This is a genomic window from Pseudomonas sp. ADPe, assembly GCF_014843515.1.
Classification (GTDB): Bacteria; Pseudomonadota; Gammaproteobacteria; order Pseudomonadales; family Pseudomonadaceae; genus Pseudomonas; species Pseudomonas citronellolis.
In genome coordinates, this window is record NZ_CP062122.1 from 1,699,709 (window position 1) to 1,724,898 (window position 25,190).

Genomic DNA, 25,190 nt, shown 5'->3' on the forward strand with positions numbered 1-25,190 from the left:
GCCCTCACCTTGGCGGCCTGTTCAATGGGCTGCCCGCCCCGCCGACGGCACTGGTTTCCGGATGGGGGTCGGATAGAGTGTTACGCCGGCGGGACGGATCGCAGCCTGGTGCCTGAGTTAGCAAGGGCCGTACCAGAATGCCTCCCGCCCCTCGTTTCGGCGAAGGTCAAGTCGATAAGTTATGGCAAAGCGACATCCTTTTCGCAGATTCGCCGATCCTTTTTCCGGTGTGCGCGCCTTTGCGGCGCACATGCCCCATCCTGGAGCCCCCAATGAGCCAACCCCTGCTACTCGAACCCACCCAGCCGGCCGACTCGTGCGTCATTTGGTTGCACGGCCTGGGCGCCGACCGTTACGACTTCGAGCCGGTGGCGCGCATGCTGCAGAAGGTTTTGCCGCGCACCCGCTTCATCCTGCCCCAGGCGCCCACCCGCCCGGTGACGGTGTTCAACGGCATGCCGGCGCCCAGCTGGTACGACATCAAGGCCATGGCGCCGGCCCGGGCCATCGACGAGGCGCAGCTGGACGCCTCGGCCGACGCGGTGGTCGCGCTGATCGAGGGCCAGTTGGCCGAGGGCATCGCGCAGCGGCGCATCGTCCTGGCCGGCTTCTCCCAGGGCGGCGCGGTGGTGCTGCACACCGGCTACCTGCGCTGGCCGGGCGAGCTGGGCGGGGTCATGGCGCTGTCCACCTATGGCCCGACCTTCGACGACGACCTGCAACTACCCGAGGCCAAGAAGCAGCAGCCGGCGCTGTGCCTGCACGGCACCTACGACGACGTGGTGGCGCCCGCCATGGGCCGCGCTGCCTACGACTTCCTCCAGCGGCAGGGCGTCGCCGTGCAGTGGCGCGACTACCCCATGGCCCACGAAGTCAGCAACCAGGAGATCGCCGACATCGCCGTCTGGCTGCGCGAGCGCCTGTGACGGCGCATTGCGGGCCTCTCGCGGGATAGTCGTCAGGCTGGGCCGACCGCTGGTCGGTCCACCACGCCAGCGAATTGCCAGTACGCAAAAGTCATTAATACTGAAGTTCCCGAAGGACGAACCAGACTACGGAGAGTCGTCGTGCCCCTCAGCGGAACCTGTCGAAAGCCCCATCAGCCATGAAGCCGACACAGTGGCAGCAGGATATCCAGCAGTTGCGCCACCTGCGGCTGTTCCAGAACGTCGCCGGGACCGCCTTGCAGCGGCTGCTCAAGGAATTCCGCGCGCTGGAGCTGGAGGCCGGCGAGGTCCTGCTTTCGCCCTTCAACCGCAACCACTTCCTCTACCTGGTGCTCGAAGGGCAGCTCAAGGTCTACCTCGGCTCCCTGGACAATTCCCCGGTGTCCACCCTGGGCAGCGGCGACTGCGCCGGGGAAATCAGCTTCATCGACCATGACCACCCGTCGGCCTATGTGGTGGCCACCGAGGCCACCCGCGTGCTGCGCCTGCACCGCGAGGCGCTGCTGAGCCTGTTCGAGCACTCCCCGCAATTGATGCAGAACCTGCTGGAGATGCTCTGCGCGCGGGTGCGCCAGGGCAACCGGATCATCCTCAACACCGAGCAGAACGCCAACATCGACACCCTCACCGGGCTGTTCAACCGGCGCTGGCTGGAGCACGTCTACGAGCGCGAGAGCACCCGCTGCGCGTTCAACGAGCAGCCGCTGGCGATGCTCATGCTGGATGTCGACCACTTCAAGGATTACAACGACCGCCACGGCCACCTGGCCGGCGACTACGCCCTCTGCCTGGTGGCCCACACCCTGCGCAGCCAGCTGCGGCCCAAGGACAGCATGGCGCGCTTCGGCGGCGAGGAATTCGTCATCCTGCTGCCGGAAGTGAGCCTGGACGAGGCCCGCGCCATCGGCGAGCGCCTGCGCATGAGCCTGGAGCAGATCGACTCCTTCTATTCCCCGCTGGGCGCCCTGCCCGGCGTCACCGTGTCCCTCGGCGTGGCCGAGATGCACCTGCAGGAGAGCCTGCAGGGCCTGCTGCGGCGCGCCGACGAGGCCCTGTACCGGGCCAAGCAGCACGGCCGCAACCGCCTCTGCGGCTGATCCACGGCAGGCTTTGGCCGACGCCCCCAACGCACGGATTTCGCCTGGCTGGCAACTTGCTTTACACTGACGGCCGTTCAATCCTTAACCACTACGAGATCACCGTGCTCAAGGCACTCAAGAAAATCTTCGGCAAGGGCGAGGGCGAGCAGCCCGCCGCAACGCCCACCCCAGCCCCCTCCTCCCCCGCAGCCGCCAGCCAGGACGGCGAACAGCGCCCGCGCAAGCCGCGCGCTCCCCGCCCCGAAGGCGAACGCAACGACAAGCCGCCGCGCCCGCCCAAGGGCGACAAGCCGCGCGGCGAACGCCAGGACCGCGGCGGCGACCGCCCGGAGAAGGCCGAGCGCACCGACAAGCCGCCGCGCGAAAAAACCGAGAAGACCGAGCGCCCGCGCCGCGAGCGCAAGCCCAAGGCGCAGGTGGTGGACAACTGGAAGCTGGAAGACTTCGTGGTCGAGCCGGCCGAAGGCAAGACGCGCTTCCACGACTTCAACCTCGACCCGCGGCTGATGCACGCCATCCACGACCTCGGCTTCCCCTACTGCACGCCGATCCAGGCGCAGGTGCTGGGCTTCACCCTCAGGGGCCAGGACGCCATCGGCCGCGCCCAGACCGGCACCGGCAAGACCGCCGCCTTCCTCATCTCGATCATCACCCAGCTGCTGCAGACGCCGCCGCCCAAGGAACGCTACATGGGCGAGCCGCGCGCGCTGATCATCGCGCCGACCCGCGAGCTGGTGGTGCAGATCGCCAAGGACGCCGTGGGCCTGGCCAAGTACACCGGGCTGAACGTCATGAGCTTCGTCGGCGGCATGGACTTCGACAAGCAGCTCAAGACCCTCGAATCGCGCTACTGCGACATCCTCGTGGCCACCCCCGGCCGCCTGCTGGACTTCAACCAGCGCGGCGAGGTGCACCTGGACATGGTCGAGGTGATGGTGCTGGACGAGGCCGACCGCATGCTCGACATGGGCTTCATCCCCCAGGTCCGCCAGATCATCCGCCAGACCCCGTACAAGGGCGAGCGCCAGACCCTGCTGTTCTCCGCCACCTTCACCGACGACGTGATGAACCTGGCCAAGCAGTGGACCGTGGACCCGGCCATCGTCGAGATCGAGCCGGAGAACGTCGCCAGCGACACCGTCGAGCAGCACGTCTACGCCGTGGCCGGCAGCGACAAGTACAAGCTGCTGTACAACCTGATCGCGCAGAACGACTGGACCCGCGTGATGGTCTTCGCCAACCGCAAGGATGAGGTCCGCCGCATCGAGGAACGCCTGACCAAGGACGGCATCAGCGCCGCGCAGATGTCCGGCGACGTGCCGCAGCACAAGCGCATCAAGGTCCTGGAAGGCTTCCGCGAAGGCAAGATCCGCGTGCTGGTGGCCACCGACGTGGCCGGCCGCGGCATCCACGTCGAAGCCATCAGCCACGTGATCAACTTCACCCTGCCGGAAGACCCGGACGACTACGTGCACCGCATCGGCCGTACCGGCCGCGCCGGCAGCACCGGCACCTCGATCAGCTTCGCCGGCGAGGACGATGCCTTCGCCCTGCCGCCGATCGAAGAGCTGCTGGGCCGCAAGATCACCTGCGAGATGCCGCCCGCCGAGCTGCTCAAGCCGGTGCCGCGCAAGCACTGATCCAGGCGCGAAACGGAAAAAGGCGAAGCCACGGGCTTCGCCTTTTTCGTTTCCGCCGGCGTTACGCCCGGTGACGCCAGGCGAGCGCGGTGACGCACCGGCGCGGTGCGCAACGCCCCATTCGTCCCGCCGGGTCCGCCGGGACGACGCCACCCCTCTCCCCACCAAACAATGGCACCCGGCCATCGTCCTGCCTGGGCCCGGGGCTGATAGCCGAGCAGATAAACGAACGGCCTGATCGATTTTGTTTACGTTCGTAAATAAATTTGCACGCTTCTTGCAGAATTTTTTACGACGCCCTTCAGAACAAGCCTTCGGAATCCCGCCCATGCCCTTGCGCGCCAAGCTCGCCCTCAGTTTCCTGCTCATCGGCCTCATCCCGGTGCTGGTCATGGCCATGGTGGTCTACCACCAGGCCAGCCGCGCCCTCGAAGAACAGAGCCTGAACGCCCTGGAGGCGGTGGCCAGCATCAAGCAGCGGCAGCTGATGGACGCCTGGCAGGCGCGCCACGACCAGCTCAGCAGCCTGGCCGGCAACCTCGGCGCCAACTACGCGGGGCTGGAGAGCGAGGCGCTGGTCACCACCGCCAACTACGACCGCCCGGTGTTCGAGAACTTCACCAAGACCTTCGGCTACCGCGAGCTGCGCCTGGTGGCCAGCGACGGCAGCGTGGTCTTCAGCCTGGGCCGCGGCGCCGACTACCAGCAGAACATGAACGCCCCGCAATGGCGCGACACTCCCTTCGGGCGCTTCGTCCGCGGCGCCCTGGGCAGCGGCAAGGCGAGCATCAGCGACCTGGAGCCGGCCCTGGACGACAAGCAGCCGGTGCAATGGCTGGCCGCGCCGATCAAGGACCACGACAAGCTGCAACTGCTGCTGGTGCTGGAACTGCCGCTGAAGGCGATCAACGACGTGATGCAGAGCCGCCAGGGCCTGGGCGAGGCCGGCGAGACCTACCTGGTGGGCAGCGACGGGCGCCTGCGTTCGGACTCGGCGCGTTTCGCCGACCACCGCGTGCGCCGCGCCGGCGACGCGCCCGCCGCCCTCCCCGGCCAGGCCAGCGAAAAGGCCCTGGCCGGCGAGCAGGGGCGCCTGACCGAGCCCGGCCTGAGCGGCGCGACGGCGCTGAAGTCCTTCGTGCCGCTGAACCTCGACGGCCTGCACTGGGCGCTGGTGGCGGAAATGGACCAGGACCAGGCCTTCGCCCCGGTACGCAAGCTGATGTGGCAGATGCTGGTGCTGGGCCTGCTGACCCTCGCCGGCGTGGCCGCCGGCACCTGGCTGGTCAGCCGCAGCGTGATGCGCCCGCTGGGCGGCGAACCGGCGAGCATGGCGGCCCTGGCCCAGCGCCTGGCCAACGGCGAGCTGAAGCTGGCCGGCGGCGCCGATGCCGGCAGCGGCCTGATGCAGGCCCTGCACGAAATGGCCGCGGCCTGGCGCCAGGTGGTCGAGCGCCTGCGCCAGGCCAGCGAGGCGGTGGGCGACGCCAGCGGCGACATCCTCAACGCCGCCGGGCGCACCAGCAGCCACCTGGACCAACAGCAGGAAGCCCTGGAAATGGTGGTCAGCGCCGTCGACCAGATGGCCGCCACCGTGCAGGAAATCGCCGGCAGCGCCAGCCGCAGCGCCGACGGCAGCGCCGCCGCGCGCGAGGCCTTCGTCACCATGCAAGGCACCCTGCAACGCATGATCGGCCGCCAGGACCAGCTGCTCGCCGGCCTGCGCGACGCCGACCGGGTGGTGCAGGCCCTGGCCGGCGACAGCCAGCAGATCAACTCGGTGCTGGAGGTGATCCGCTCGATCGCCGAGCAGACCAACCTGCTGGCCCTGAACGCCGCCATCGAAGCCGCCCGCGCCGGCGACGCCGGCCGCGGCTTCGCCGTGGTCGCGGATGAAGTGCGCAGCCTGGCCCAGCGCACCCGCAGCGCCACCGACGAGATCGTCACCATAGTCGGCACCCTCGGCGACTCCTCCACCCAGGCCCAGGCCAGCATGGGCGGCGCCAGCGAACAGGCGCGCACCCTGGAGCACGACACCCAGGCGGTGCTGGACTCCCTCGGCGCCCTCGACGAATCCCTGCAGGGCGTGCACGCCATGGCTTTCCAGATCGCCGCGGCGGCCGAACAGCAGGCGGCCACCACCCAGGAAGTGAACCAGCACATGCACCGCCTGAGCGACATGACCGCGGAAAACCGCAAGACCGCCGCGCACACCCGCGACTGTGGCGAGCACCTGCGCAAGGTGGCCGGGAGCCAGGAGGCGTTGGTGGCGCAGTTTCAGCTCTAGCACTCACCGGAAACGTCGGCGGCTTGGTTCAACGCCTTTCCCTCTCCCTAACCCTCTCCCTGAAGGGAGAGGGGACCGTTGGGCAGAACTGGGTGTTCTGGAGTTAGCCGGCAACACCGAAGGTTTCCGGCTGAAACCATTCGTTCTCTCGGCACGGACAAGCCCCCTCTCCCTTCAGGGAGAGGGCTGGGGAGAGGGAGCGGACTCAACCCGAAACACAGCCGCCGCCGGCAAGCACCATTCGCGAGCAAGCTCGCTCCTACAGGCTGACGCCGCCCTTCCCCGCCAGAGCCCTCCATCCTTGCCGCCCCCACCCCCAAAATTCCAGAATGGAAAAATCATCCATCCCGGAGCCCCGGCATGCCCATCACCCTTCCCCCGCCCGCTGCCACCCGCCTGACGCAGAGACGCCCATGACCGAGGTCGACTTCCTGATCATCGGCGCCGGTATCGCCGGCGCTTCCACCGGCTACTTCCTCGCTCCCCACGGCAAGGTCGCCGTGCTCGAACGCGAATCCCACGCCGGCTACCACTCCACCGGCCGCTCGGCGGCGCTGTATACCGTGGCCTACGGCACGCCCCAGGTACGCGCCCTGACCGCCGCCAGCCGGGCCTTCTTCGACGCCCCGCCGGAAGGCTTCGCCGAGCACCCGATCCTCAGCCCGCGCGGCGAGTTGATCGTGGACTTCGCCGGCGACGCCGAGGAACTGCGCCGCCAGTTCGACAGCGCCCGCGCCAACGTGCCGGAGATGCGCCTGCTGGACGCCGACGAGGCCTGCGCCATGGTCCCGGTGCTGCGCCGCGACAAGGTCCACGGCGCGATGTACGACCCCAGCGCCGCCGACATCGACACCGACGCCCTGCTGCAGGGCTACCTGCGCGGCATCCGCCGCAACGGCGGCAGCGTGCAGTTCGACAGCGAGGTGCTCGCCGCGGCCTATATCGACGGCCAGTGGGAAGTGCGCACGGGCCAGCAGAGCTACCGCGCCCCCGTGCTGGTCAACGCCGCCGGCGCCTGGTGCGACAAGCTGGCCGAACTCGCCGGCGTCGCCCCGCTGGGGCTGCAGCCCAAGCGCCGCGCGGCCTTCCTCTTCGCGCCGGGCGAAGACGTGGACAGCCATGCCTGGCCGGTGCTGGTGAGCCTGGACGAGTCCTTCTACTTCAAGCCCGACGCCGGCCTGCTGCTCGGCTCGCCGGCCAACGCCGACGCGGTGGAGCCCCACGACGTGCAGCCCGAGGAACTGGACATCGCCCTGGGCATCCACCGCATCGAGGAGCACACCACGCTCAGCATTCGCCGCCCCAGCCACACCTGGGCCGGGCTGCGCTCGTTCTTCGCCGACGGCGAGCTGGTGTCCGGCTACGACCCGCAGGCGCCCGCTTTCTACTGGGTGGCCGGCCAGGGCGGCTATGGCATCCAGACCTCGGCGGCCATGGGCCAGGCCAGCGCTGCGCTGATCCGCGCCGACGAGTTGCCCGAGGTGCTGGTGCGCCATGGGCTGAGTGCGGACGGGTTGGCTCCGGCGCGGCTCAAGCCAAGGTCAAACGGCGGATAACCGCGAACGGTTATCCGCCCTACGCCACACCAGCCGTGGCACTCCCCTGCACGCGATTCGCGGGCAGGGCCCGCTCCTACAGGTTGACGCCGAACTTCCCGCCGACGCCGAACGGCTCCCTCTCCCTCTGGGAGAGGGCTGGGGTGAGGGCAACGGAGCCAGCCCGCCCCCTCCGTACCCCCCTCCCCATTGTAGGAGCGCGCCCTGCGCGCGATTCGCGGGCAGGGCCCGCTCCTACAGGTTGACGCCGAACTTCTCACCCACGCCGAACGGCCCCCTCTCCCTCTGGGAGAGGGTTGGGGTGAGGGAGCGGAGCCAGCCTGGCACACACAGCCGCCGGCAAGCACCGTTCGCGAGCACGCGAAGACAGCCCCTTCCGCGTGACCATGTCCGCGCACACCGGACGTTTCCCACCGTCCGGCGCGCCCATCCCGAATGGCCCGCCTTCGCGGTGGCCGGGAGAATGCGGGTCGGCCCATCCCGGGCCGATCCCTTTCCTGCTTGCGAGAAACAGCCATGAACGATCTGAAAGTACTCAACGAAAACGAAATCGACCAGGTAGCCGGCGGCTTCCTCTTCGGCATGCTGGGCGACCTGTTCGGCACTTCCGGCTCGCAGTCCGGCGGCCTGCTGGGCGGTGTGTTCAACGTGCTGCAGAACCTGCCGATCGTCGGTGGCCTGTTCGGCCTGGTCAACAGCATCTTCGGCGGCCTGTTCGGCGGCGGCTCCTCCAGCAACCCGCGCTGAACGCCAAGCGGCGGATAACGCCGCCGCACTCTCTTTCGCCCCGGGCGGACTACCCCCTACGAGGGATGTCAGTGCCCCGGCGCTGGCCTAGTCTGACTTGCAACGACAGCCATATGGAGGGACCGCCAGACGAGATGATCTGCCTTTCCAACCACGGTTATCCGGCGCAGACATGCGCCCAGGCCCCAGCGAACCGCTCATTTCGCCGGGGCCTTTTCTTTGGGGACGGGAAAGCACGACCGTAGGATGGGTTGAGCTTGCGATACCCATCTGGCCGGGGTGATGGATATCGCTTCGCTCAACCCATCCTACGAAGGGGCGTTCTTTAGATCAGCCGCCGCTGAGGTTCATGAAGCGCAGCACCTGCACATCGCCACCGGTGCTGAATTCGTGGCGGGCGGGCTTGCGTTGCAGGGCGGCGTGCAGGGCGTCGAGGATCGGCGCGTCGTCCAGCGGGTAGCGGCGCAGCAGGCCGCGCAGGTCCACGGAGTGCTCGTGGCCCAGGCACAGCAGCAGGCGGCCTTCGGCGGTGAGGCGCAGGCGGTTGCAGGTGGCGCAGAAGTTGTGCGAGTGCGGCGAGATGAAGCCTATGCGCGTGCGCGGGTGCTGCGCCAGGCGCACGTAGCGCGCCGGGCCGCCGCTGTGTTCGGCGCTGTCCAGCAGTTCGAAGCGTTCGGCGATCAGCGCGCGCACCTCGTCGCTGGAGCAGAAGCTCTCCTCGCGGTCGCGGCCGACCTGGCCCAGGGGCATTTCCTCGATGAAGCTGATGTCTAGTTCGTTGGCGATGGCGTAGTCCACCAGCGCCGGCACCTCGTCGGCGTTGCGGCCCTTCATTACCACGCAGTTGAGCTTGATGCCGCTGAAGCCTACCTCCCGCGCCGCGTCTATGCCGCGCAGCACCTGGTCGAGGCGGCCGGTGCGGGTGATGGCCTGGAAGCGTTGCGGGTCCAGGGTGTCGAGGCTGATGTTCAGGCGCGTCAGGCCGGCGGCGCGCAGGTCGCCGGCCAGGCGGACGAGCTGCGAGCCGTTGCTGGTCATGCACAGCTCGCGCAGGCCGGGCAGCGCGGCCAGGCGTTCGCACAGGCCGACGATGCCGGGGCGCACCAGCGGCTCGCCGCCGGTGAGGCGCAGCTTGCGCACGCCGCGTTCGACGAACAGCCGGGCGACGCGCTCGATCTCTTCCAGGGTCAGCACCTGCTGGCGTGGCAGGAAGCGCATGTTCTCGGCCATGCAGTAGACGCAGCGGAAGTCGCAGCGGTCGGTCACCGACAGGCGCAGGTAGTCGATCTTGCGGCCCTGGCCGTCGATCCAGTCGGACATGTGGGTGCTCCGGTTGATGCGTTGGCGAAGGCGGACGATCCGGCCCTCTCCCCAACCCTCTCCCTGAAGGGAGAGGGGGCTGTCCTCTGCCGTGCGGCGCTCACTGCACCAGCGGCGAGTCCGCGGCGTCGAAGGCGAAGCCTTCGATGTGCGCCTCGCCGGCCAGCACGGCGATGTACTGGCTGACCGCGCGCTGCAGCACCTGGGCGCGCAGGTAGGCGGCGATGCGCGGGCGGGCTTCGGCGAAGGGCAACGGTTCGCCGCCTTCGCGCGCCAGCAGTTCGACCACGTGCAGGCCGTAGCGGCTTTCCAGGGGCTGGGCCAGCAGGCCGGGGGTTTCCCGCAGCAGGCGTTTCTCGAATTCGGGCACGGTCTGGCCCGGCTCGATCCAGCCCAGGTCGCCGCCTTCGTCCTTCGACGGGCAGGCGGAGAAGCGCATGGCCTTTTCGGTGAAGCGCTCGGGGTGTTGGCGCAGCTCTTCCAGCAGGGCCAGGGCCTGTTCGCGGGCCTTGGCGCGGCCTTCCAGGTCGTCCGGGGCGCAGGCCAGCAGGATGTGCCGCAGGCTCATGCGCCAGGGGCTGGTCAGGCGGCCAGGGTTGGCCTCGTACCATTGCCGGCAGCTGGCTTCGTCAGCCTCGGGTGTGCCGACGTCACGGTCGACCAGGGCGCGGATGCGGGCTTCCTCGGGCGCCTCGCCCTCCTCCGCCTCGGCGCTGATGCCCAGCGCGTCGGCGCGCTGCAGCAGCAGCTGGCGCACCACCAGCGCGCGGCAGGCGGCGTGCAGCGCCTCGGCGTGGCTGGTGGCCGGGTGGTACTGGAGTTCGCGGGCCAGTTCGTCGGCGTCGATGGCGATGCCGTTGACCGCCAGCTTCGGCAGCTCGACGTGTTCGACGCGGTTTTCGTAGTGGGAGCAGCTCATGGGGTTCACCTTCGGGCGGCGGATAACCGCGAACGGTTATCCGCCCAGTGGGTTGGCGCGATGGATCAGGCCGCGCGGCTCTTCTGGCGGACCACCTGGTAGCGGCGGCCCAGGTACCACACCGGGGCGCTGACGATGTGCACCAGGCGGGTGAAGGGGAAGAGTACGAACAGCGTCAGGCCGAGCGTCACGTGCAGCTTGTAGACCAGCGACACCGGGGCGATGGCCTCGGCCGCGGCCAGCGGCTGCAGGGTGACCACCGACTGTGCCCAGTCGGCCAGCATGACCATCACCGAGCCGTCCAGGTGGTGGGTGGAGGCGACGATGGTGGACAGGCCGAGGATCAGTTGGGCGTAGAGCACCAGCAGGATCATCAGGTCCGAGGCGTTGCCGGTGGCGCGCACCCGGGCGTCGGTCAGGCGGCGCAGGATCAGCCCGGTCAGGCCGATGAAGCAGAGCACGCCGAAGAAGCCGCCGGAGACCATGGCCAGCAATTGCTTGTGCTCGGTGCTGATCAGGTGCTCGTAGACCGCGTGCGGCGTCAGCAGGCCGACGAAGTGGCCGGCGAGGATGAACAGCACGCCCACGTGGAACAGGTTGCTGTACACGCGCATGCCCTTCTTGCTCAGCATCTGGCTGGAGCCGGCCTTCCAGGTGTATTGCGACAGGTCGAAGCGCGCCCAGCTGCCCACCAGGCAGATGAACAGGGCGACGTAGGGGTAGACCCCGAACAGCAGGGTATTGAACGACATGATCAGGCTCCTTGGCTGGCCACCCGGCGCGGCGGCACCGGCTGGGCGACCCATTGCAGGGGTTGTTCGAGGGCGCTGGAGGGCTGCCGCGGGTTCGACGGGCAGCCGGCGGCGGGTTCGCCGAAGCTCACCTGGGTTTCCTCCCAGGCCTTGTCCAGCGCCTCCAGGCTGTCGTCGCGAGCCTCCTGCTCGCAGTCGCGGTGCAGCCCGGCCAGGTCCGGGCGCTCGCCGGAGAGTTCCAGCAGGCCGTGGAACACCGCCGCGTAGGCGCTGCCGCGCTCGTCCAGGCGCGTCGCCAGCAGGGCGAGGATGTGCGCCACCTCGGCCAGGCCGACGCGCGCGCCCTCGGCGTCCTGCAGGGCGAGGAACTCCAGGTACAGCGGCAGGTAGTCCGGCAGCTCGTTGACGTGGATGGCCAGGCCCGCGGCGTTGTAGCGGTGCAGCAGGTCGACCATGGCCTGGCCGCGGTCGCGGCTCTCGCCGTGGACGTGCTCGAAGAGCAGCAGCGAGACCGAGCGGCCGCGTTCGAACAGGCCGTCGTAGCGCGCCTGCACGTCCAGCAGGTCGCCCTGGCAGAGTTCGTTGAGCAGCGCGGCGAGGCCGTCGCGCTGCGCCTCGGGCAGGTCGCTGGTGCGGATCAGCGCGTGCAGCGCCAGGCTTTCCTCGCGCACTTCCGGGCGCGGGTAGTCCAGCAGCAGCGCGCAGAGCTTGAGCAGTTGGCTATGGCTTTCCAGGGAGATAGTCATGGCCTTCACTCCTGGATCTGCACGGTCTGGATGACGTTGCGGCGGTCCACCGGCTTGCCGCCGAACAGGTTCACGCCGGAGTTGCCCGAGCAACCGCTGCCGAAGCTGAAGCCGCAGCCCGAGCGCTCGGCGAAGGCGTCGGAAAGCGCCTCCTCGCGGTGCGCGGTGGGGATGACGAAGCGGTCCTCGTAGTTGGCGATGGCCAGGTAGCGGTACATCTCTTCCACCTGTTGCACCGACAGCCCGACCTTGGCCAGCACGTCCAGGTCCTGCTTGCCTTCCACCTGCTCGGCGCGCTTGTAGGCGCGCATCGCCAGCAGGCGCTTGAGGGCGCGCAGCACCGGCGCGGTGTCGCCGGCGGTGAGCAGGTTGGCCAGGTACTGCACGGGGATGCGCAGCGATTCGACGTCCGGGATCACCCCGTCGCTGCCGATGTGGCCCTCGGCGGCGGCGTTCTGGATCGGCGACAGCGGCGGCACGTACCAGACCATCGGCAGCGTGCGGTATTCCGGGTGCAGCGGCAGGGCCAGCTGCCAGTCCATGGCCAGCTTGTACACCGGCGACTTCTGCGCCGACTCGATGACGCTGTCCGGCACGCCGTCCTTGCGCGCCTGTTCGATCACTTTCGGGTCGAAGGGGTCGAGGAAGATTTCCAGCTGCTTCTGGTACAGCTCGCGCTCGTCGGCGCAGCTGGCCACTTCATGGATGCGGTCGGCGTCGTAGAGCAGCACGCCGAGGTAGCGGATGCGCCCCACGCAGGTTTCCGAGCACACGGTGGGCTGGCCGGCCTCGATGCGCGGGTAGCAGAAGATGCACTTCTCGGACTTGCCGCTCTTCCAGTTGAAGTAGATTTTCTTGTACGGGCAGCCGCTGATGCACATGCGCCAGCCGCGGCACTTGTCCTGGTCGATGAGGACGATGCCGTCCTCCTCGCGCTTGTAGATCGCCCCGCTCGGGCAGGACGCCACGCACGCCGGGTTCAGGCAGTGCTCGCACAGGCGCGGCAGGTACATCATGAAGGTGTTCTCGTACTCGCCGTAGATGTCCGCCTGGACCTGGTCGAAGTTCTTGTCCTTGCGCCGCTTGGCGAACTCGGTGCCGAGGATTTCCTCCCAGTTCGGGCCCCATTCGATCTTCTGCATGCGCTGCCCGCTGATCAGCGAGCGCGGCCGCGCCACCGGCTGGTGCTGCGCCTTGGGCGCGGTGTGCAGGTGCTGGTAGTCGAAGTCGAAGGGTTCGTAGTAGTCGTCGATCTCCGGCAGGTCGGGGTTGGCGAAGATGTTCGCCAGCACCCGGAACTTGCCGCCGATGCGCGGGACGATGGAGCCGTCGGCGTTGCGCACCCAGCCGCCCTTCCACTTCTGCTGGTTCTCCCACTCCTTCGGGTAGCCGATGCCGGGCTTGGTCTCGACGTTGTTGAACCAGGCGTATTCCATGCCTTCGCGGCTGGTCCAGACGTTCTTGCAGGTGATGGAGCAGGTGTGGCAGCCGATGCATTTGTCGAGGTTCAGCACCATGCCGACTTGCGAACGAATTTTCATGGCGTCTCTCCTCAAATGTCCCGGGGCAGCGGCTGCGGCAGGGCGTCGCCGCCCAGGCCGCCATGTTCCGGCTCGTCGAGCCAGTCGACCTTGTTCATCTTGCGCACCACCACGAACTCGTCGCGGTTGCAGCCCACGGTGCCGTAGTAGTTGAAGCCCCAGGCCTGCTGGGCGTAGCCGCCGATCATGTGGGTGGGCTTGAGCACCACGCGGGTCACCGAGTTGTGGTGGCCGCCGCGGGTCTTGGTGGTCTCGCTGCCGGGCACGTTCACGATGCGTTCCTGGGCGTGGTACATCAGCACCATGCCGTCCTTCACCCGCTGGCTGACCACCGCGCGGCAGGTGGCGGCGCCGTTGGCGTTGAAGACTTCGACCCAGTCGTTGTCCTCGATGCCGGCGCGCTTGGCGTCATGCTCGCTGAGCCAGATGATCGGCCCGCCGCGCGACAGGGTGAGCATCAGCAGGTTGTCGCTGTAGGTGGAGTGGATGCCCCATTTCTGGTGCGGGGTGATCCAGTTCAGGGTGATCTCCGGGTTGCCGTTGGGCTTCTTGTTGAACAGCTTGTCGGTGCTGCGGGTGTTGACCGGCGGCCGGTAGCTGACGAAGCCTTCGCCGAAGGCCTGCATCCACGGGTGGTCCTGGTAGAACTGCTGGCGGCCGGTGATGGTGCGCCACGGGATCAGCTCGTGGACGTTGGTGTAGCAGGCGTTGTAGCTCACGTGCTCGTCTTCCAGGCCCGACCAGGTGGGGCTGGAGATGATCTTGCGCGGCTGCGCCTGGATGTCGCGGAAGCGGATCTTCTCCTCTTCCTTGGGCAGCGCCAGGTGCTCGTGCTCGCGCCCGGTGATCTTGGCCAGCGCGTTCCACGCCTTGACCGCCACCTGGCCGTTGGTTTCCGGGGCCAGGGCGAGGATCACCTCGGCGGCGTCGATGGCGCTCTCGATGCGCGGCCGACCCTGGCTGACGCCCGGCTCCAGCACGCGGTGGTTGAGATCGCCCACCAGTTTCACTTCCTTCTCGGTGTTCCAGCCGATGCCCTTGCCGCCGTTGCCCAGCTTGTCCAGCAGCGGGCCGAGGGAGGTGAACTTCTTGTAGGTGTTCGGGTAGTCGCGCTCGACCACATGCAGGGTGGGCATGGTTTTGCCCGGCAGCGCTTCGCACTCGCCTTTCTTCCAGTCACTGCCGCCGAAGGGCTGGGCCAGTTCGTTGGCGGTGTCGTGCAGCAGCGGCACGGTGACCAGGTCCTGCTCCACACCCAGGTGGCCGACGGCGACCTCGGAGAACTTCTTCGCGATGGCCTTGTAGATCTCCCAGTCGCTCTTGGCCTCCCAGGCCGGGTCGATGGCGGCCGACAGCGGGTGGATGAAGGGGTGCATGTCGGAGGTGTTGAGGTCGTCCTTCTCGTACCAGGTGGCCGTCGGCAGGACGATGTCCGAGTACATGCAGGTGGAGGACATGCGGAAGTCCAGGGTGGTGACCAGGTCGACCTTGCCTTCGGCGCCCTGCTCCACCCAGTCCACCTCGGTGGGACGCGGGCCGCCGGCCTTGCCGAGGTCCTCGTTCATCACGCCGTTCTTGGCGCCCAGCAGGTACTTGAGCATGTACTCGTGGCCCTTGCCCGAGCTGCCCAGCAGGTTGGAGCGCCAGATGAACATGTTGCGCGGGAAGTTCTGCGCGTCGTCCGGCTTCTCGCTGGCGAAGCGCAGGTTGCCGGCCTTGAGCTCTCGCACCACGTAGTCCTGCACCGGCAGCCCGGCGCGCTCGGCGTCGGCGGCGATGCGCAGCGGGTTGCGGTCCAGCTGCGGCGCGGAGGGCAGCCAGCCCATGCGCTCGGCGCGGATGTTGTAGTCCACCGCGTGCTCGGGGAACTGCTTGCTGTCGGCCAGGGGCGAGAGCACTTCGTGCATCGACAGCTTTTCATGGCGCCACTGCGAGCTGTGCAGGTAGAAGAAGCTGGTGCCGTTCATCTGCCGCGGCGGACGGCTCCAGTCGGTGCCGAAGGCCAGCGGTACCCAGCCGGTCTGCGGGCGCAGCTTCTCCTGGCCGACGTAGTGGGCCCAGCCGCCGCCGCTCTGGCCGATGCAGCCGCACATCATCAGCATGTTGATGACCGCGCGGTAGTTCATGTCCATGTGGTACCAGTGGTTCATCGCCGCGCCGATGATGACCATGGCCTTGCCGTGGGTCTTGTCGGCGCTGTCGGCGAACTCGCGGGCCACCTGGATGGCGCGGGCGGCCGGCACACCGGTGATGCGCTCCTGCCAGGCCGGGGTGTAGGGGGTGTCGGCGTCGTCGAAGCCGTTGGCCACGTTGGCGCCGCCCAGGCCGCGGTCGACGCTGTAGTTGGCCATCTGCAGGTCGTAGACGGTGGCCACGCGCAGGGTCTTGCCGTCGGCGCCCTGGATGTCGCGGAAGGGCACGCGGCGCAGCAGCACCTCGTCGTTGTCCACGCCCTTGAAGTGCGGGTGCAGCTGGCCGGCGAAGTACGGGAAGCCCACCTCGCAGGCCTGTTCCGGGCCGTCGATCAGGCTCAGGCTCAGGCGCGTCTCGCGGCCCTGGCCGCCTTCCTTCTCCTCGATGTTCCACTTGCCCGACTCGCCCCACCGGTAGCCGATGGCGCCGGTGGGCGAGACCAGCTCGCCGCTGGTTTCATCGAAGGCGATGGTCTTCCACTCGGGGTTGTTGTCCTGGCCCAGCTGGCCGTCGAGGTCGGCGGCGCGCAGGTAGCGGGTCGGCTTGAAGGCGCCCTCGCCGTGCGGCTCCAGCAGCACCAGCATGGGCATGTCGGTGTACTGCCGGCAGTAGTCGACGAAGTAGGCGCGCGGCTTGTCGAGGTGGAATTCCTTGAGGATGACGTGACCGAAGGCCATGCCCAGCGCGGCGTCGGTGCCCTGCTTGGGGTTGAGCCAGAGGTCGGTGAGCTTGGCCACCTCGGAGTAGTCCGGGGTCACGGACACGGTCTTGGTGCCCTTGTAGCGCACCTCGGTGAAGAAGTGCGCGTCGGGGGTGCGCGTCTGCGGCACGTTGGAGCCCCAGGCGATGATGTAGCTGGAGTTGTACCAGTCGGCCGACTCCGGCACGTCGGTCTGCTCGCCCCAGATCTGCGGGCTGGCCGGCGGCAGGTCGCAGTACCAGTCGTAGAAGCTCAGGCATACCCCGCCGATCAGCGACAGGTAGCGGGCGCCGGCGGCGTAGCTGACCATGGACATGGCCGGGATCGGCGAGAAGCCGATGACGCGGTCGGGGCCGTAGGTCTTCACGGTGTAGACGTTGGCCGCGGCGATGATCTCGGTGACCTCGTCCCAGCTGGAGCGCACGAAGCCGCCCAGGCCGCGCTCGCTCTTGTAGCTTTTCGCCTTGGCGGCGTCCTCGACGATGCTCGCCCAGGCGTCCACCGCGTCCTTGTGCGCGGCGCGCGCCTCGCGCCACAGCTTGAGCAGCGGCTTGCGCACCTTGGGGTACTTCAGGCGGTTGGCGCTGTAGATGTACCAGGAGTAGCTGGCCCCGCGCGGGCAGCCGCGCGGCTCGTGGTTGGGCAGGTCCGGGCGGGTGCGCGGGTAGTCGGTCTGCTGGGTCTCCCAGGTGATCAGACCGTTCTTCACGTAGATCTTCCAGGAGCAGGAACCGGTGCAGTTCACCCCGTGGGTGGAGCGCACGATCTTGTCGTGCTGCCAGCGCTGGCGGTAGCCGTTCTCCCAGGCGCGGCTCTCGTTGGAGACCTCGCCATGGCCGTCGGCGAATTCGCCCTGTTTCTTCTTGAAGAACTGCAGGCGGTCGAGCAGGTAACTCATCTGTATCTCCTAACCCGGTCTACGCCGGGCGTTCAAACGCTAATCAGGCTCGCGAAACGGGGCTCAGCAGGGGCTTTCCGCACCCTTGCGCGCATACCACCACCAGGTCGCGACTATGCAGCTGAGGTAGTAGGCGACGAACACGTAGAGGGCGCCCTCGGCGCTGCCGGTCATGTGCAGCGAAGTGCCGAAGGCCTTGGGGATGAAGAAGCCGCCGAAGGCGCCGATGGCGGCGGAGAAGCCGATCACCGCGGCCGACTCCATGCTGGCGTTCCGGGCCGCCTCGGCCTCGCTGTAGCCGCCGCGCTTGAAGCGCGCGGCCCACTCGTTGCGGAAGATCACCGGGATCATGCGGAAGGTGGAGCCGTTGCCGATGCCGGCGAAGAAGAACAGGCCGATGAAGGCGCCGAGGAAGCCGAAGAAGCTGCCCGCGCCACCGTCGCCGGGAAGGAAGGCGATCACCGCGAACACCCCGGCGATCATCGCCGCGTAGTTCCACAGGGTGATGCGCGCGCCGCCGAACTTGTCCGCCAGCCAGCCGCCCAGGGGCCGGCTCAGGGCGCCCACCAGCGGGCCGAGGAAGGCGTACTGCAGCGGGTTGATGTCCGGGAACTGCGTCTTGCTGAGCATGGCGAAGCCGGCCGAGAAGCCGATGAAGCTGCCGAAGGTGGCCACGTACAGCCAGCACATCAGCCAGTTGTGCTTGCGCTTGAAGATCACCGACTGCTCGCTGAACGAGGCCTTGGCGTCGGCGATGTCGTTCATCCCGAACCAGGCGGCGACGGCCACCACGGCGATGAACGGCACCCAGATCCAGCCGGCGTTCTGCAGCCACAGGCGGCCGCCGTCGGAAAGCTGCTGCGGCTCGCCGCCGAAGCTGCCGAACAGGCCGCCGGCCACCGCCAGGGGCACGGCGAACTGCATCACCGAGACGCCCAGGTTGCCCAGCCCGGCGTTCAGGCCCAGGGCCGTGCCCTGCTGGCTCTTGGGATAGAAGAAGCTGATGTTGGACATGCTGGAGGCGAAGTTGCCGCCGCCGAAGCCGCACAGCAGGGCGATGGTGGCGAACACCCAGTAGGGCGTCTGCGGATCCTGCACGGCGAAGCCCAGCCAGATGCACGGGATCAGCAGCGAGGCGGTGGACAGCGCGGTCCAGCGGCGACCGCCGAACACCGGCACCATGAAGGAGTAGAACACCCGCAGGGTGGCGCCGGAGATCGACGGCAGCGCGGCCAGCATGAACAGCTGGTCGTTGCTGAAGGCGAAGCCCACGGCGTTCAGGCGCACGGTGACGGTGCTCCAGATCATCCACACGGAGAAGGCCAGCAGCAGAGCCGGGATGGAGATCCACAGGTTGCGCGTGGCGATGCGCTTGCCGGACTGCGCCCAGAACTGCGAGTCCTCGGGGCGCCAGTCGACCAGCAGGGGCCCCCGCGCGGCTTTGAGTTGGGAATTGGCGATCATGCCCATGTCGGCACTCCGTCAGGATTGGCTGGAAGTCAGAGGGGAAAGGTCGACGTCGGCCGTCTGGGCCCGGCCGTCGAGGCGGCGCTGCTGCTTGATCGCGTAGTGCATCCAGACCATGCAGACGATGGTCAGGCCGAACAGCAGCATGAAGCAGGAGGAACGCACGCCGATGTGGTCGGCGGCGTAGCCGAACAGGATGGGCAGGCAGAAGCCGCCGAGGCCGCCGATGACGCCGACCATGCCGCCGACGGTGCCCATGTTCTGCGGGTAGTAGTCGTGGATGATGCGGTACACGCTGGCCTTGCCGAAGCCCTGGGCGATGCCGACCACGAACACCAGGAAGGTGAACAGCCAGACGTTCAGGCCCACGCCCAGGCTGAGGTCGCCCTGGATGCCGTGGATGGTCATGGTGGTCTGCGGGTAGGACAGGAAGAACAGGCACACCAGGCATACCCAGAACACGCCCCAGTTCACCGCGCGGGCGCCGTAGCTGTCGCTGAACCAGCCGCCCAGGGCGCGGATCAGGCCCGACGGCAGGGTGAACAGCATGGTGATGAAGGACGCGGTCTTCAGGTCCAGGCCGTACTCGGCGATGTAGTACTTGGGCAGCCACAGGGCCAGGGCGACGAAGCCGCCGAAGACGAAGAAGTAGTACAGGCCGAAGCGCCACACCCGCAGCTCGGCAAGCGGCGCCAGCTGCTTGGCCAGGGTCGGCCGGGCGCGGCTGGCGTCGGCCTCGCCGCCCTTGGCGTGGGCCGGGTCGTTCCAGGTGCAGAACCAGAACAGCGCCGCGGTCACCAGCATGGCCACCGAGTACACCTGCGGCACCATGCGCCAGCCGAAGGCGACCACGATCAGCGGCGCCACAAGGTTGGTGATGGCTGCGCCCGCGTTACCGGCGCCGAAGATGCCCATGGCGGTGCCCTGGCGCTCCTTCTCGAACCAGGCAGAGGTGTAGGCGATGCCCACCGCGAAGGAGCCGCCGGCCAGGCCGACGAACAGGCCCAGCACCAGGTACTGCCAGTACTGCGTGGCGAAGGCCAGGCCGTAGATGGGGATGGCCACCAGCAGCATGTGGATGAAGAACACGATGCGCCCGCCGAAGCGGTCGGTGATCAACCCCAGGGGCAGGCGCACCAGCGAACCGGTGAGGATCGGCAGCGCCACCAGCAGGCCGAACTGCGCCTCGGACAGGCCCAGTTCCGCCTTGATGCGGATACCGATGATCGAGAACATCGTCCAGACCGCGAAATTCACGGCGAACGCCAGTGTGCTCATGCCGAGCACGGAGTACTGTTTCTGTCGATGCGATGCCATGGCCAACACTCATTCGTCGATGCCGTTGGCCGCACGTTAGGCAGAGCCCATTCGGCGTCCGTTGACCGCGATCAATGAGCCCGGGGCCGTTTCATGGGCAGATGTGCGCCGCTACCTACAAATGGGTATCGTCGAAATGCATGCACAACACTTTGATTTAAAAGGTTTTTTCAATGAATACAGGCACTCGTTCGGAGCCTGATGCGGCCGAGCGGTTCTTTGGAGGTATGGCCCCCGCCAGCCGCCAGACCCTGCGCCGCTCCATCGTCCTGCGCTTCGGCTGCTACCTCACCCTGCTGGTGTCCCTGGCCCTGGCCGGCATGTTCAGCGCCCTGCTGTTCGCCGACTACTCGCACCAGGACGCGGCGGTGATCAACCAGGCCGGCTCGCTGCGCATGCTCAGCTACCGCCTGGCCCTGGAACCCTCGGCGGAAGGCCGCCAGGCGCTGCGCCGGACCCTCGGCGAACGCCTGGAAAGCAGCGAGATCGCGCGCCTGCTGCAACGCGCCGACGCCGACGACCCGCTGCGCCACCAGCACCAGCTACTGCGCCTGGAACTGGCCAGCCTGGACGTCGCCCAGACCCCGGCCCTGGCCACCCTCGACACCCTGGTCGGGCACATCGACGCCTTCGTCGGCACCCTGCAGCGCAACGCCGAGCAGCGCTCGCAGATGCTCAGCACGGTGCAGGGCCTGTGCCTGTTCCTCAGCCTGCTGGTGGTGTTCGTCAGCCTCTACGACCTCAGCTACCACGTGGTCGGCCCGCTGCGCGAGCTGACGCAGACCGCCCGCCGCCTGGGCCGCGGCCAGTTGGAGGCGCGCGTCAGCTACAGCGGCGAGGACGAGCTGAGCCAGCTGGGCGAGCGCTTCAACCAGATGGCCGAGGAGCTGCAGGGCATCTACGGCGAGCTGGAAGCGCGGGTGGCGGACAAGACCCGTGCCCTCTCCCACAGCCACCAGCGCCTGGAACTGCTCTACGCCAGCGCCCGCCGCCTCGGCCAGGACCCCTACGACGAGCGCAGCCTGCGGCCGCTGCTGGGCCAGCTGGAGCAGGTGCTGCAAGCTGGCAAGGTGACCCTCTGCCTGAACAAGGACGGCGTCGAGCGCGCCTACAACTCGCTGACCCCCAGCGGCGCCATCGCCGACTTCTGCCTGCAGGGCGACTGCGGCACCTGCCGCACCCGGGCCGACAGCTGTGGCGAGGGCGGTGGCCTGCAACCACTGCTGATGTTCCCCCTGGCCAGCGGCGAACACCGTTTCGGCGAGCTGTTCGTGGAAGCCAGCGGGCGCCTGGAAGATTGGCAGGCGCAATGCATCGCGGCCTTCTGCGACAACATCGCCCGCACCTTCGCCCTGACCCTGCAGCAGGAGCAGGAAAGCCGCCTGGCGCTGTTCGCCGAGCGCAGCACCATCGCCCGCGAGCTGCACGACTCGCTGGCGCAGTCGCTGTCGTACCTGAAGATCCAGGTCAGCCGCCTGGGCACCCTGCTCAAGCGCGAAGCGCCGGCGCAGAAGATCGACGAGACACTGGACGAGCTGCGCGAGGGCCTCAACAGCGCCTACCGCCAGCTGCGCGAGCTGCTCACCACCTTCCGCCTGAGCCTGGAGCGCTCCAGCCTGGCGGTGGCGCTGGAGGATACGGTGCGCGAGTTCGCCGAGCGCGGCGAACTGACCATCGAGCTGGACAACCGCCTGGCGCACATCCCGCTCAACCCCAACGACGAAATCCACCTGCTGCAGATCGTCCGCGAGGCGCTGTCCAACGTGGTCCGCCATGCCCACGCCGACTGCGCGCGGGTGGTGCTGGCCGAGGACGAGGACGGCCAGGTGCTGGTCAGCATCGAGGACGATGGCGTGGGCCTTGACCCAACGCAGAACCGCAACGGCCACTATGGGCTTAGTATCATGCGCGAACGCAGCCAGACCCTCGGCGCCGACTTCCACATCGCCCCGCGCGAGCCGCGCGGCACCCGCGTCAGCCTGAGCTTCCAGCCACACCCCCTGTCCCAACGTCAGCGCGAGGAGTCCACCCCATGACCGCCAGCCCCACCGACGATCGAGCCCGCATCCTGCTGGTGGACGACCACCCGATGATGCGCCGCGGGGTGATCCAGCTGCTGGAGTTCGAGGACGATCTCAGCGTGGTCGGCGAGGCCGGCAGCGGCGAGGAAGCCCTGCGCCTGGCCGCCGAGCTGGACCCGGACATGATCCTGCTGGACCTCAACATGAAGGGCATGAACGGCCTGGAAACCCTGCGCGCGCTGCGCGAGAACGGGGTGGACGCGCGCATCGTGGTGTTCACCGTGTCCGACGACCGCGGCGACGTGATCAGCGTGCTGCGCGCCGGCGCCGACGGCTACCTGCTCAAGGACATGGAGCCCGAGCGCCTACTGGAGCACATCCGCCAGGCCGCCACCGGCCAGCTCAGCGTCAGCCCGCAACTGACCCAGGTGCTGGCCCAGGCCCTGCGCGGCGACGAGCACCCCAAGCGCCTGGAAGACCTGACCGACCGCGAACGGCAGATCCTCCGCCAGCTCGCCCAAGGCTTCAGCAACAAGATGATCGCCCGCAAGCTGGACATCACCGAAGGCACGGTGAAAGTCCACGTCAAGCGCGTGCTGCACAAACTGGGCATGCGCTCGCGGGTGGAAGCGGCGGTATGGGCGGTGGAGAACCGCCTGGGTTGAAAACCAGGACCGGACCGGCGCGATTCGCGGATAAGATCCGCTACGCAACCCCGTCTACGCCATTCCTCTGTAGGAGCGCGCCCTGCGCGCGAATCGCGGGCAGGGCCCGCTCCTACAATTGGCGTATAACCGCGAACGGTTATACGCCCTACGCTCCCGGGAAGCACGGTCGTAGGAGCAACTGTCTTGCGCCGAGGTGCTCTTCGTAGGATGGGTTGAGCTTGCGATACCCATGCTGCCGTGGTGATGGGTATCGCTTCGCTCAACGCCATCCTACGAAAAGCCGTGCTTCCTGGCACCGTAGGACCTTGTCCGCGATGGCCGGAACCACCGGCGCGATTCGCGGATAAGATCCGCCTACGCCACCCCACCCACGCCACTCCCTTGTAGGAGCGCGCCCTGCGCGCGAATCGCGGGCAGGGCCCGCTCCTACAGGTTACCGGGAGGTACGGTATTCCTCCTCCGTAGGAGCGGACCTTGTCCGCGATAACCGGACATACCGGCGCAATCCGGGGCTCCATGTAAAACCCTCATACCTCCACAGGAGTAGCCGTCAGCACGAATTGACGCAGGTCATGTCGCCGCGCCTGGCCGCCGCCGGACACTGCGCACTCACTGCGCGGAGGTCGCCATGCACCCGAAGTCCCAGTTGCCCCTCGTGTATTCCTGTTCCGGCTGTTCCAACCTGGCCCAGCTGGCCAATGACCTGGCCCTGCGCCTGGACCGCGACGGCCTGGCGGAGATGTCCTGCATCGCCGGCGTCGGCGGCGACGTGCCGCCGCTGGTGAAGAAGGCCTGCTCCGGCCGGCCGATCCTCGCCCTGGACGGCTGCCACCTGCACTGCGTGCGCGGCTGCCTGGCGCGCCATGGGGTGATCCCGGCGCACGCGCTCACCCTCACCGACTACGGGCTGCGCAAGCGCTACGGCGAAAGCAGTTCGCTCGACGATTTCGAGATGCTCTACGAGGAACTGCAGTTCCTCCTGCTCAGCAGCGCCTGAGCGCCGCCTCAGGCCTGCTGCGCCTGCACGCTGCGGGCGGCGCGCTGCAGGCCGCTCCACAGCCAGGGCGGCAGGCTGTCGGGGTCGAGGCTGTCGATCAGGTTCTTCAGCGCCAGGCCCAGTTCGGTGTCGCCCTCGATCACCAGGCGGCGACGGAAGAACAGGGTGTCGGGGTCCTCCTGGCGCCCGGCCAGCAGCAGGAAGTCGCGCCAGCCGCCGCGGATGGTCACGCTGGGCACCGGGCCTTCCGCCAGGTGCAGGCCGTTGCGGCCGCGGGTGAGGTTCCAGCCCAGGCCCAGGTCGCTCACCTCCAGGCGCAGCCAGTGGCCCTCCAGCAGGTCGAAGTCCCCAGCCGCCAGGGGCGCGGCGAACAGGCGGTTGGCGGCGCGTTGCAGCACCGCCCGCTGCAGCGGCGCGGGCACCCGCGCGGCCAGCGGCAACAGGCGTTCGGCGGCGCGCAGGGCGCCGGTTTCGAGATTCAGCACAGGTTCACCTCATCGCTGCGCAGCATGCCGGGGCGGCCATGCCAGTAACCGTTGCAACCTTCCACCGCCAGCGGCGGCGCGGCGCCGCGGCGCACCCGGTCGAAGGCCTGGACCACTTCCACCATGCCCTGCGCCCGCGGGCTCAGGCGCAGCAGGTCGGCGCCGCAGTCGCGCAGCGAGGCGTAGTCGGCCAGCAGGTTGCCCGGCTCGCCGGACATCGTCTGGATACCGTTGAGGGTGAACAGCGGCGCGCCTTCCTGGCTGAGCATCGACATCCCCTCCGGGTAGTTCTGGCAGCAGAACTGGCAGTCGTCCTTGGGCCGGTTCTCCGCGCGGGCGGTGAAGCAGCGCGCGGAGTACGCCAGGGGCAGGTGGCCGTAGGCGAACACCTCGGTTTCCAGGTCCTCCAGGCCCAGCTCCCGGGCCTGCTCCAGCACCGCCAGCACCTGCTCGCCGGAGCATTCCACCGGCGGCACCCAGCGGCGCAGGCCGCAGCCGTGCAGTTCGGCCAGGGCATGGCCGTTGTACAGGTTCAGCGCCGGGCCGCCGACGAATTCGACGCCCAGGCCATGCAGTATCTGCACCGCGCCCATGTCGTTGGTCTCCACCCGCAGCTCGCCGTTGCCGCACAGCCGGCGCAGCGCCGACAGCTCGGAGGCCGCCTCGATCAGCGCCAGCCCCGAGAGGAGGATTTCCGCCCCGCTCTGCTGCGCCAGCTCGCGGCCCAGGCCCAGCCAGTCGTCCAGCGACAGGGCGCGGCGCTTGGAGCACACGGTCTCGCCGAGGTAGATGGCGTCCAGCGGCTGTTCGGCCATCTGCGCGTAGAAGTCCAGGAGTGTCCGGCGGTCCCAGTAGAACAGCACCGGCCCCAGGCTGAGTTTCATCAGGC

General features: G+C 68.2%; 18 protein-coding genes and 1 pseudogene. 9 read left to right on the forward strand and 10 right to left on the reverse strand.

Translation table 11 applies throughout. From position 1 onward, the window contains the following. The first annotated feature begins 272 nt into the window (after positions 1-272). The 6 genes and pseudogenes from IG194_RS07720 (at position 273) to IG194_RS07745 (ending at position 8,277) form a co-directional block, all read left to right on the forward strand. Positions 273-926: an alpha/beta hydrolase gene (locus tag IG194_RS07720; protein ID WP_058487357.1), complete on the forward strand. Its 654-nt coding sequence runs from the start codon at positions 273-275 to the stop codon at positions 924-926. Between the two features lie 179 nt (positions 927-1,105). After that, positions 1,106-2,044, forward strand: coding sequence for a GGDEF domain-containing protein (locus tag IG194_RS07725; protein ID WP_058487358.1), 939 nt, complete (start codon positions 1,106-1,108; stop codon positions 2,042-2,044). 104 nt (positions 2,045-2,148) lie between these two features. Continuing rightward, positions 2,149-3,687, forward strand: coding sequence for an ATP-dependent RNA helicase RhlB (gene rhlB / locus IG194_RS07730; RefSeq protein WP_009616114.1), 1,539 nt, complete (start codon positions 2,149-2,151; stop codon positions 3,685-3,687). Positions 3,688-5,467: 1,780 nt separating this feature from the next. Next, positions 5,468-5,974 (forward strand): annotated as a pseudogene (locus IG194_RS33275) (methyl-accepting chemotaxis protein); the annotation flags it as partial. 413 nt (positions 5,975-6,387) lie between these two features. Further along, positions 6,388-7,530: an NAD(P)/FAD-dependent oxidoreductase gene (locus IG194_RS07740; protein ID WP_058487360.1), complete on the forward strand. Its 1,143-nt coding sequence runs from the start codon at positions 6,388-6,390 to the stop codon at positions 7,528-7,530. A 516-nt stretch (positions 7,531-8,046) separates the two neighbouring features. Continuing rightward, complete coding sequence (locus IG194_RS07745) at positions 8,047-8,277, forward strand: hypothetical protein (RefSeq protein ID WP_009616111.1); 231 nt, start codon at positions 8,047-8,049, stop codon at positions 8,275-8,277. 330 nt (positions 8,278-8,607) lie between these two features. Here the strand turns inward: IG194_RS07745 and moaA are convergent, their stop codons facing one another. The 8 genes from moaA to IG194_RS07785 form a co-directional block, all read right to left on the reverse strand. Continuing rightward, a complete protein-coding gene (gene moaA, locus IG194_RS07750) occupies positions 8,608-9,597 on the reverse strand; it encodes a GTP 3',8-cyclase MoaA (protein WP_058072767.1) in 990 nt (329 codons plus the stop codon). A 100-nt stretch (positions 9,598-9,697) separates the two neighbouring features. Continuing rightward, complete coding sequence (locus IG194_RS07755; protein WP_043273088.1) at positions 9,698-10,516, reverse strand: peptidylprolyl isomerase; 819 nt, start codon at positions 10,514-10,516, stop codon at positions 9,698-9,700. Between the two features lie 65 nt (positions 10,517-10,581). Continuing rightward, positions 10,582-11,268: a respiratory nitrate reductase subunit gamma gene (narI, locus tag IG194_RS07760; protein ID WP_058072768.1), complete on the reverse strand. Its 687-nt coding sequence runs from the start codon at positions 11,266-11,268 to the stop codon at positions 10,582-10,584. 2 nt (positions 11,269-11,270) lie between these two features. After that, positions 11,271-12,002, reverse strand: a complete 732-nt coding sequence (gene narJ / locus IG194_RS07765; RefSeq protein ID WP_141679736.1) for a nitrate reductase molybdenum cofactor assembly chaperone — start codon at positions 12,000-12,002, stop codon at positions 11,271-11,273. Between the two features lie 17 nt (positions 12,003-12,019). Then, on the reverse strand, positions 12,020-13,555 hold the full coding sequence (narH, locus tag IG194_RS07770; RefSeq protein ID WP_043273090.1) for a nitrate reductase subunit beta: 1,536 nt from the start codon (positions 13,553-13,555) through the stop codon (positions 12,020-12,022). Positions 13,556-13,566: 11 nt separating this feature from the next. Then, entirely contained in the window at positions 13,567-17,346 is a 3,780-nt protein-coding gene (locus IG194_RS07775) for a nitrate reductase subunit alpha (RefSeq protein WP_058487361.1), read from the reverse strand. Positions 17,347-17,409: 63 nt separating this feature from the next. Continuing rightward, the gene (locus IG194_RS07780) at positions 17,410-18,816 is read right to left on the reverse strand and encodes a NarK family nitrate/nitrite MFS transporter (protein ID WP_051879269.1); all 1,407 of its coding nucleotides are present in this window, start codon (positions 18,814-18,816) and stop codon (positions 17,410-17,412) included. A 12-nt stretch (positions 18,817-18,828) separates the two neighbouring features. Continuing rightward, positions 18,829-20,130 carry a nitrate/nitrite transporter gene (locus IG194_RS07785; protein ID WP_009616103.1) on the reverse strand — a complete coding sequence of 434 codons (1,302 nt, stop codon included), beginning with the start codon at positions 20,128-20,130 and terminating at the stop codon, positions 18,829-18,831. 173 nt (positions 20,131-20,303) lie between these two features. Between IG194_RS07785 and IG194_RS07790 the strand changes: the two genes are divergently transcribed. From IG194_RS07790 to IG194_RS07800, 3 genes are all read left to right on the forward strand, one after another. Beyond that, positions 20,304-22,166: a histidine kinase gene (locus tag IG194_RS07790; RefSeq protein WP_058487362.1), complete on the forward strand. Its 1,863-nt coding sequence runs from the start codon at positions 20,304-20,306 to the stop codon at positions 22,164-22,166. Next, complete coding sequence (gene narL, locus IG194_RS07795; RefSeq protein WP_009616101.1) at positions 22,163-22,816, forward strand: two-component system response regulator NarL; 654 nt, start codon at positions 22,163-22,165, stop codon at positions 22,814-22,816. The genes IG194_RS07790 and narL overlap by 4 nt, the downstream gene beginning before the upstream one ends. Before the next feature lie 631 nt (positions 22,817-23,447). After that, entirely contained in the window at positions 23,448-23,816 is a 369-nt protein-coding gene (locus IG194_RS07800; protein ID WP_009616100.1) for a putative zinc-binding protein, read from the forward strand. An 8-nt stretch (positions 23,817-23,824) separates the two neighbouring features. Here the strand turns inward: IG194_RS07800 and ubiT are convergent, their stop codons facing one another. Both ubiT and IG194_RS07810 read right to left on the reverse strand, forming a co-directional pair. After that, positions 23,825-24,301, reverse strand: a complete 477-nt coding sequence (gene ubiT, locus IG194_RS07805; protein ID WP_058487363.1) for a ubiquinone anaerobic biosynthesis accessory factor UbiT — start codon at positions 24,299-24,301, stop codon at positions 23,825-23,827. Further along, positions 24,295-25,185: a U32 family peptidase gene (locus tag IG194_RS07810; protein WP_058487364.1), complete on the reverse strand. Its 891-nt coding sequence runs from the start codon at positions 25,183-25,185 to the stop codon at positions 24,295-24,297. The genes ubiT and IG194_RS07810 overlap by 7 nt, the downstream gene beginning before the upstream one ends. Positions 25,186-25,190: the final 5 nt, after the last annotated feature.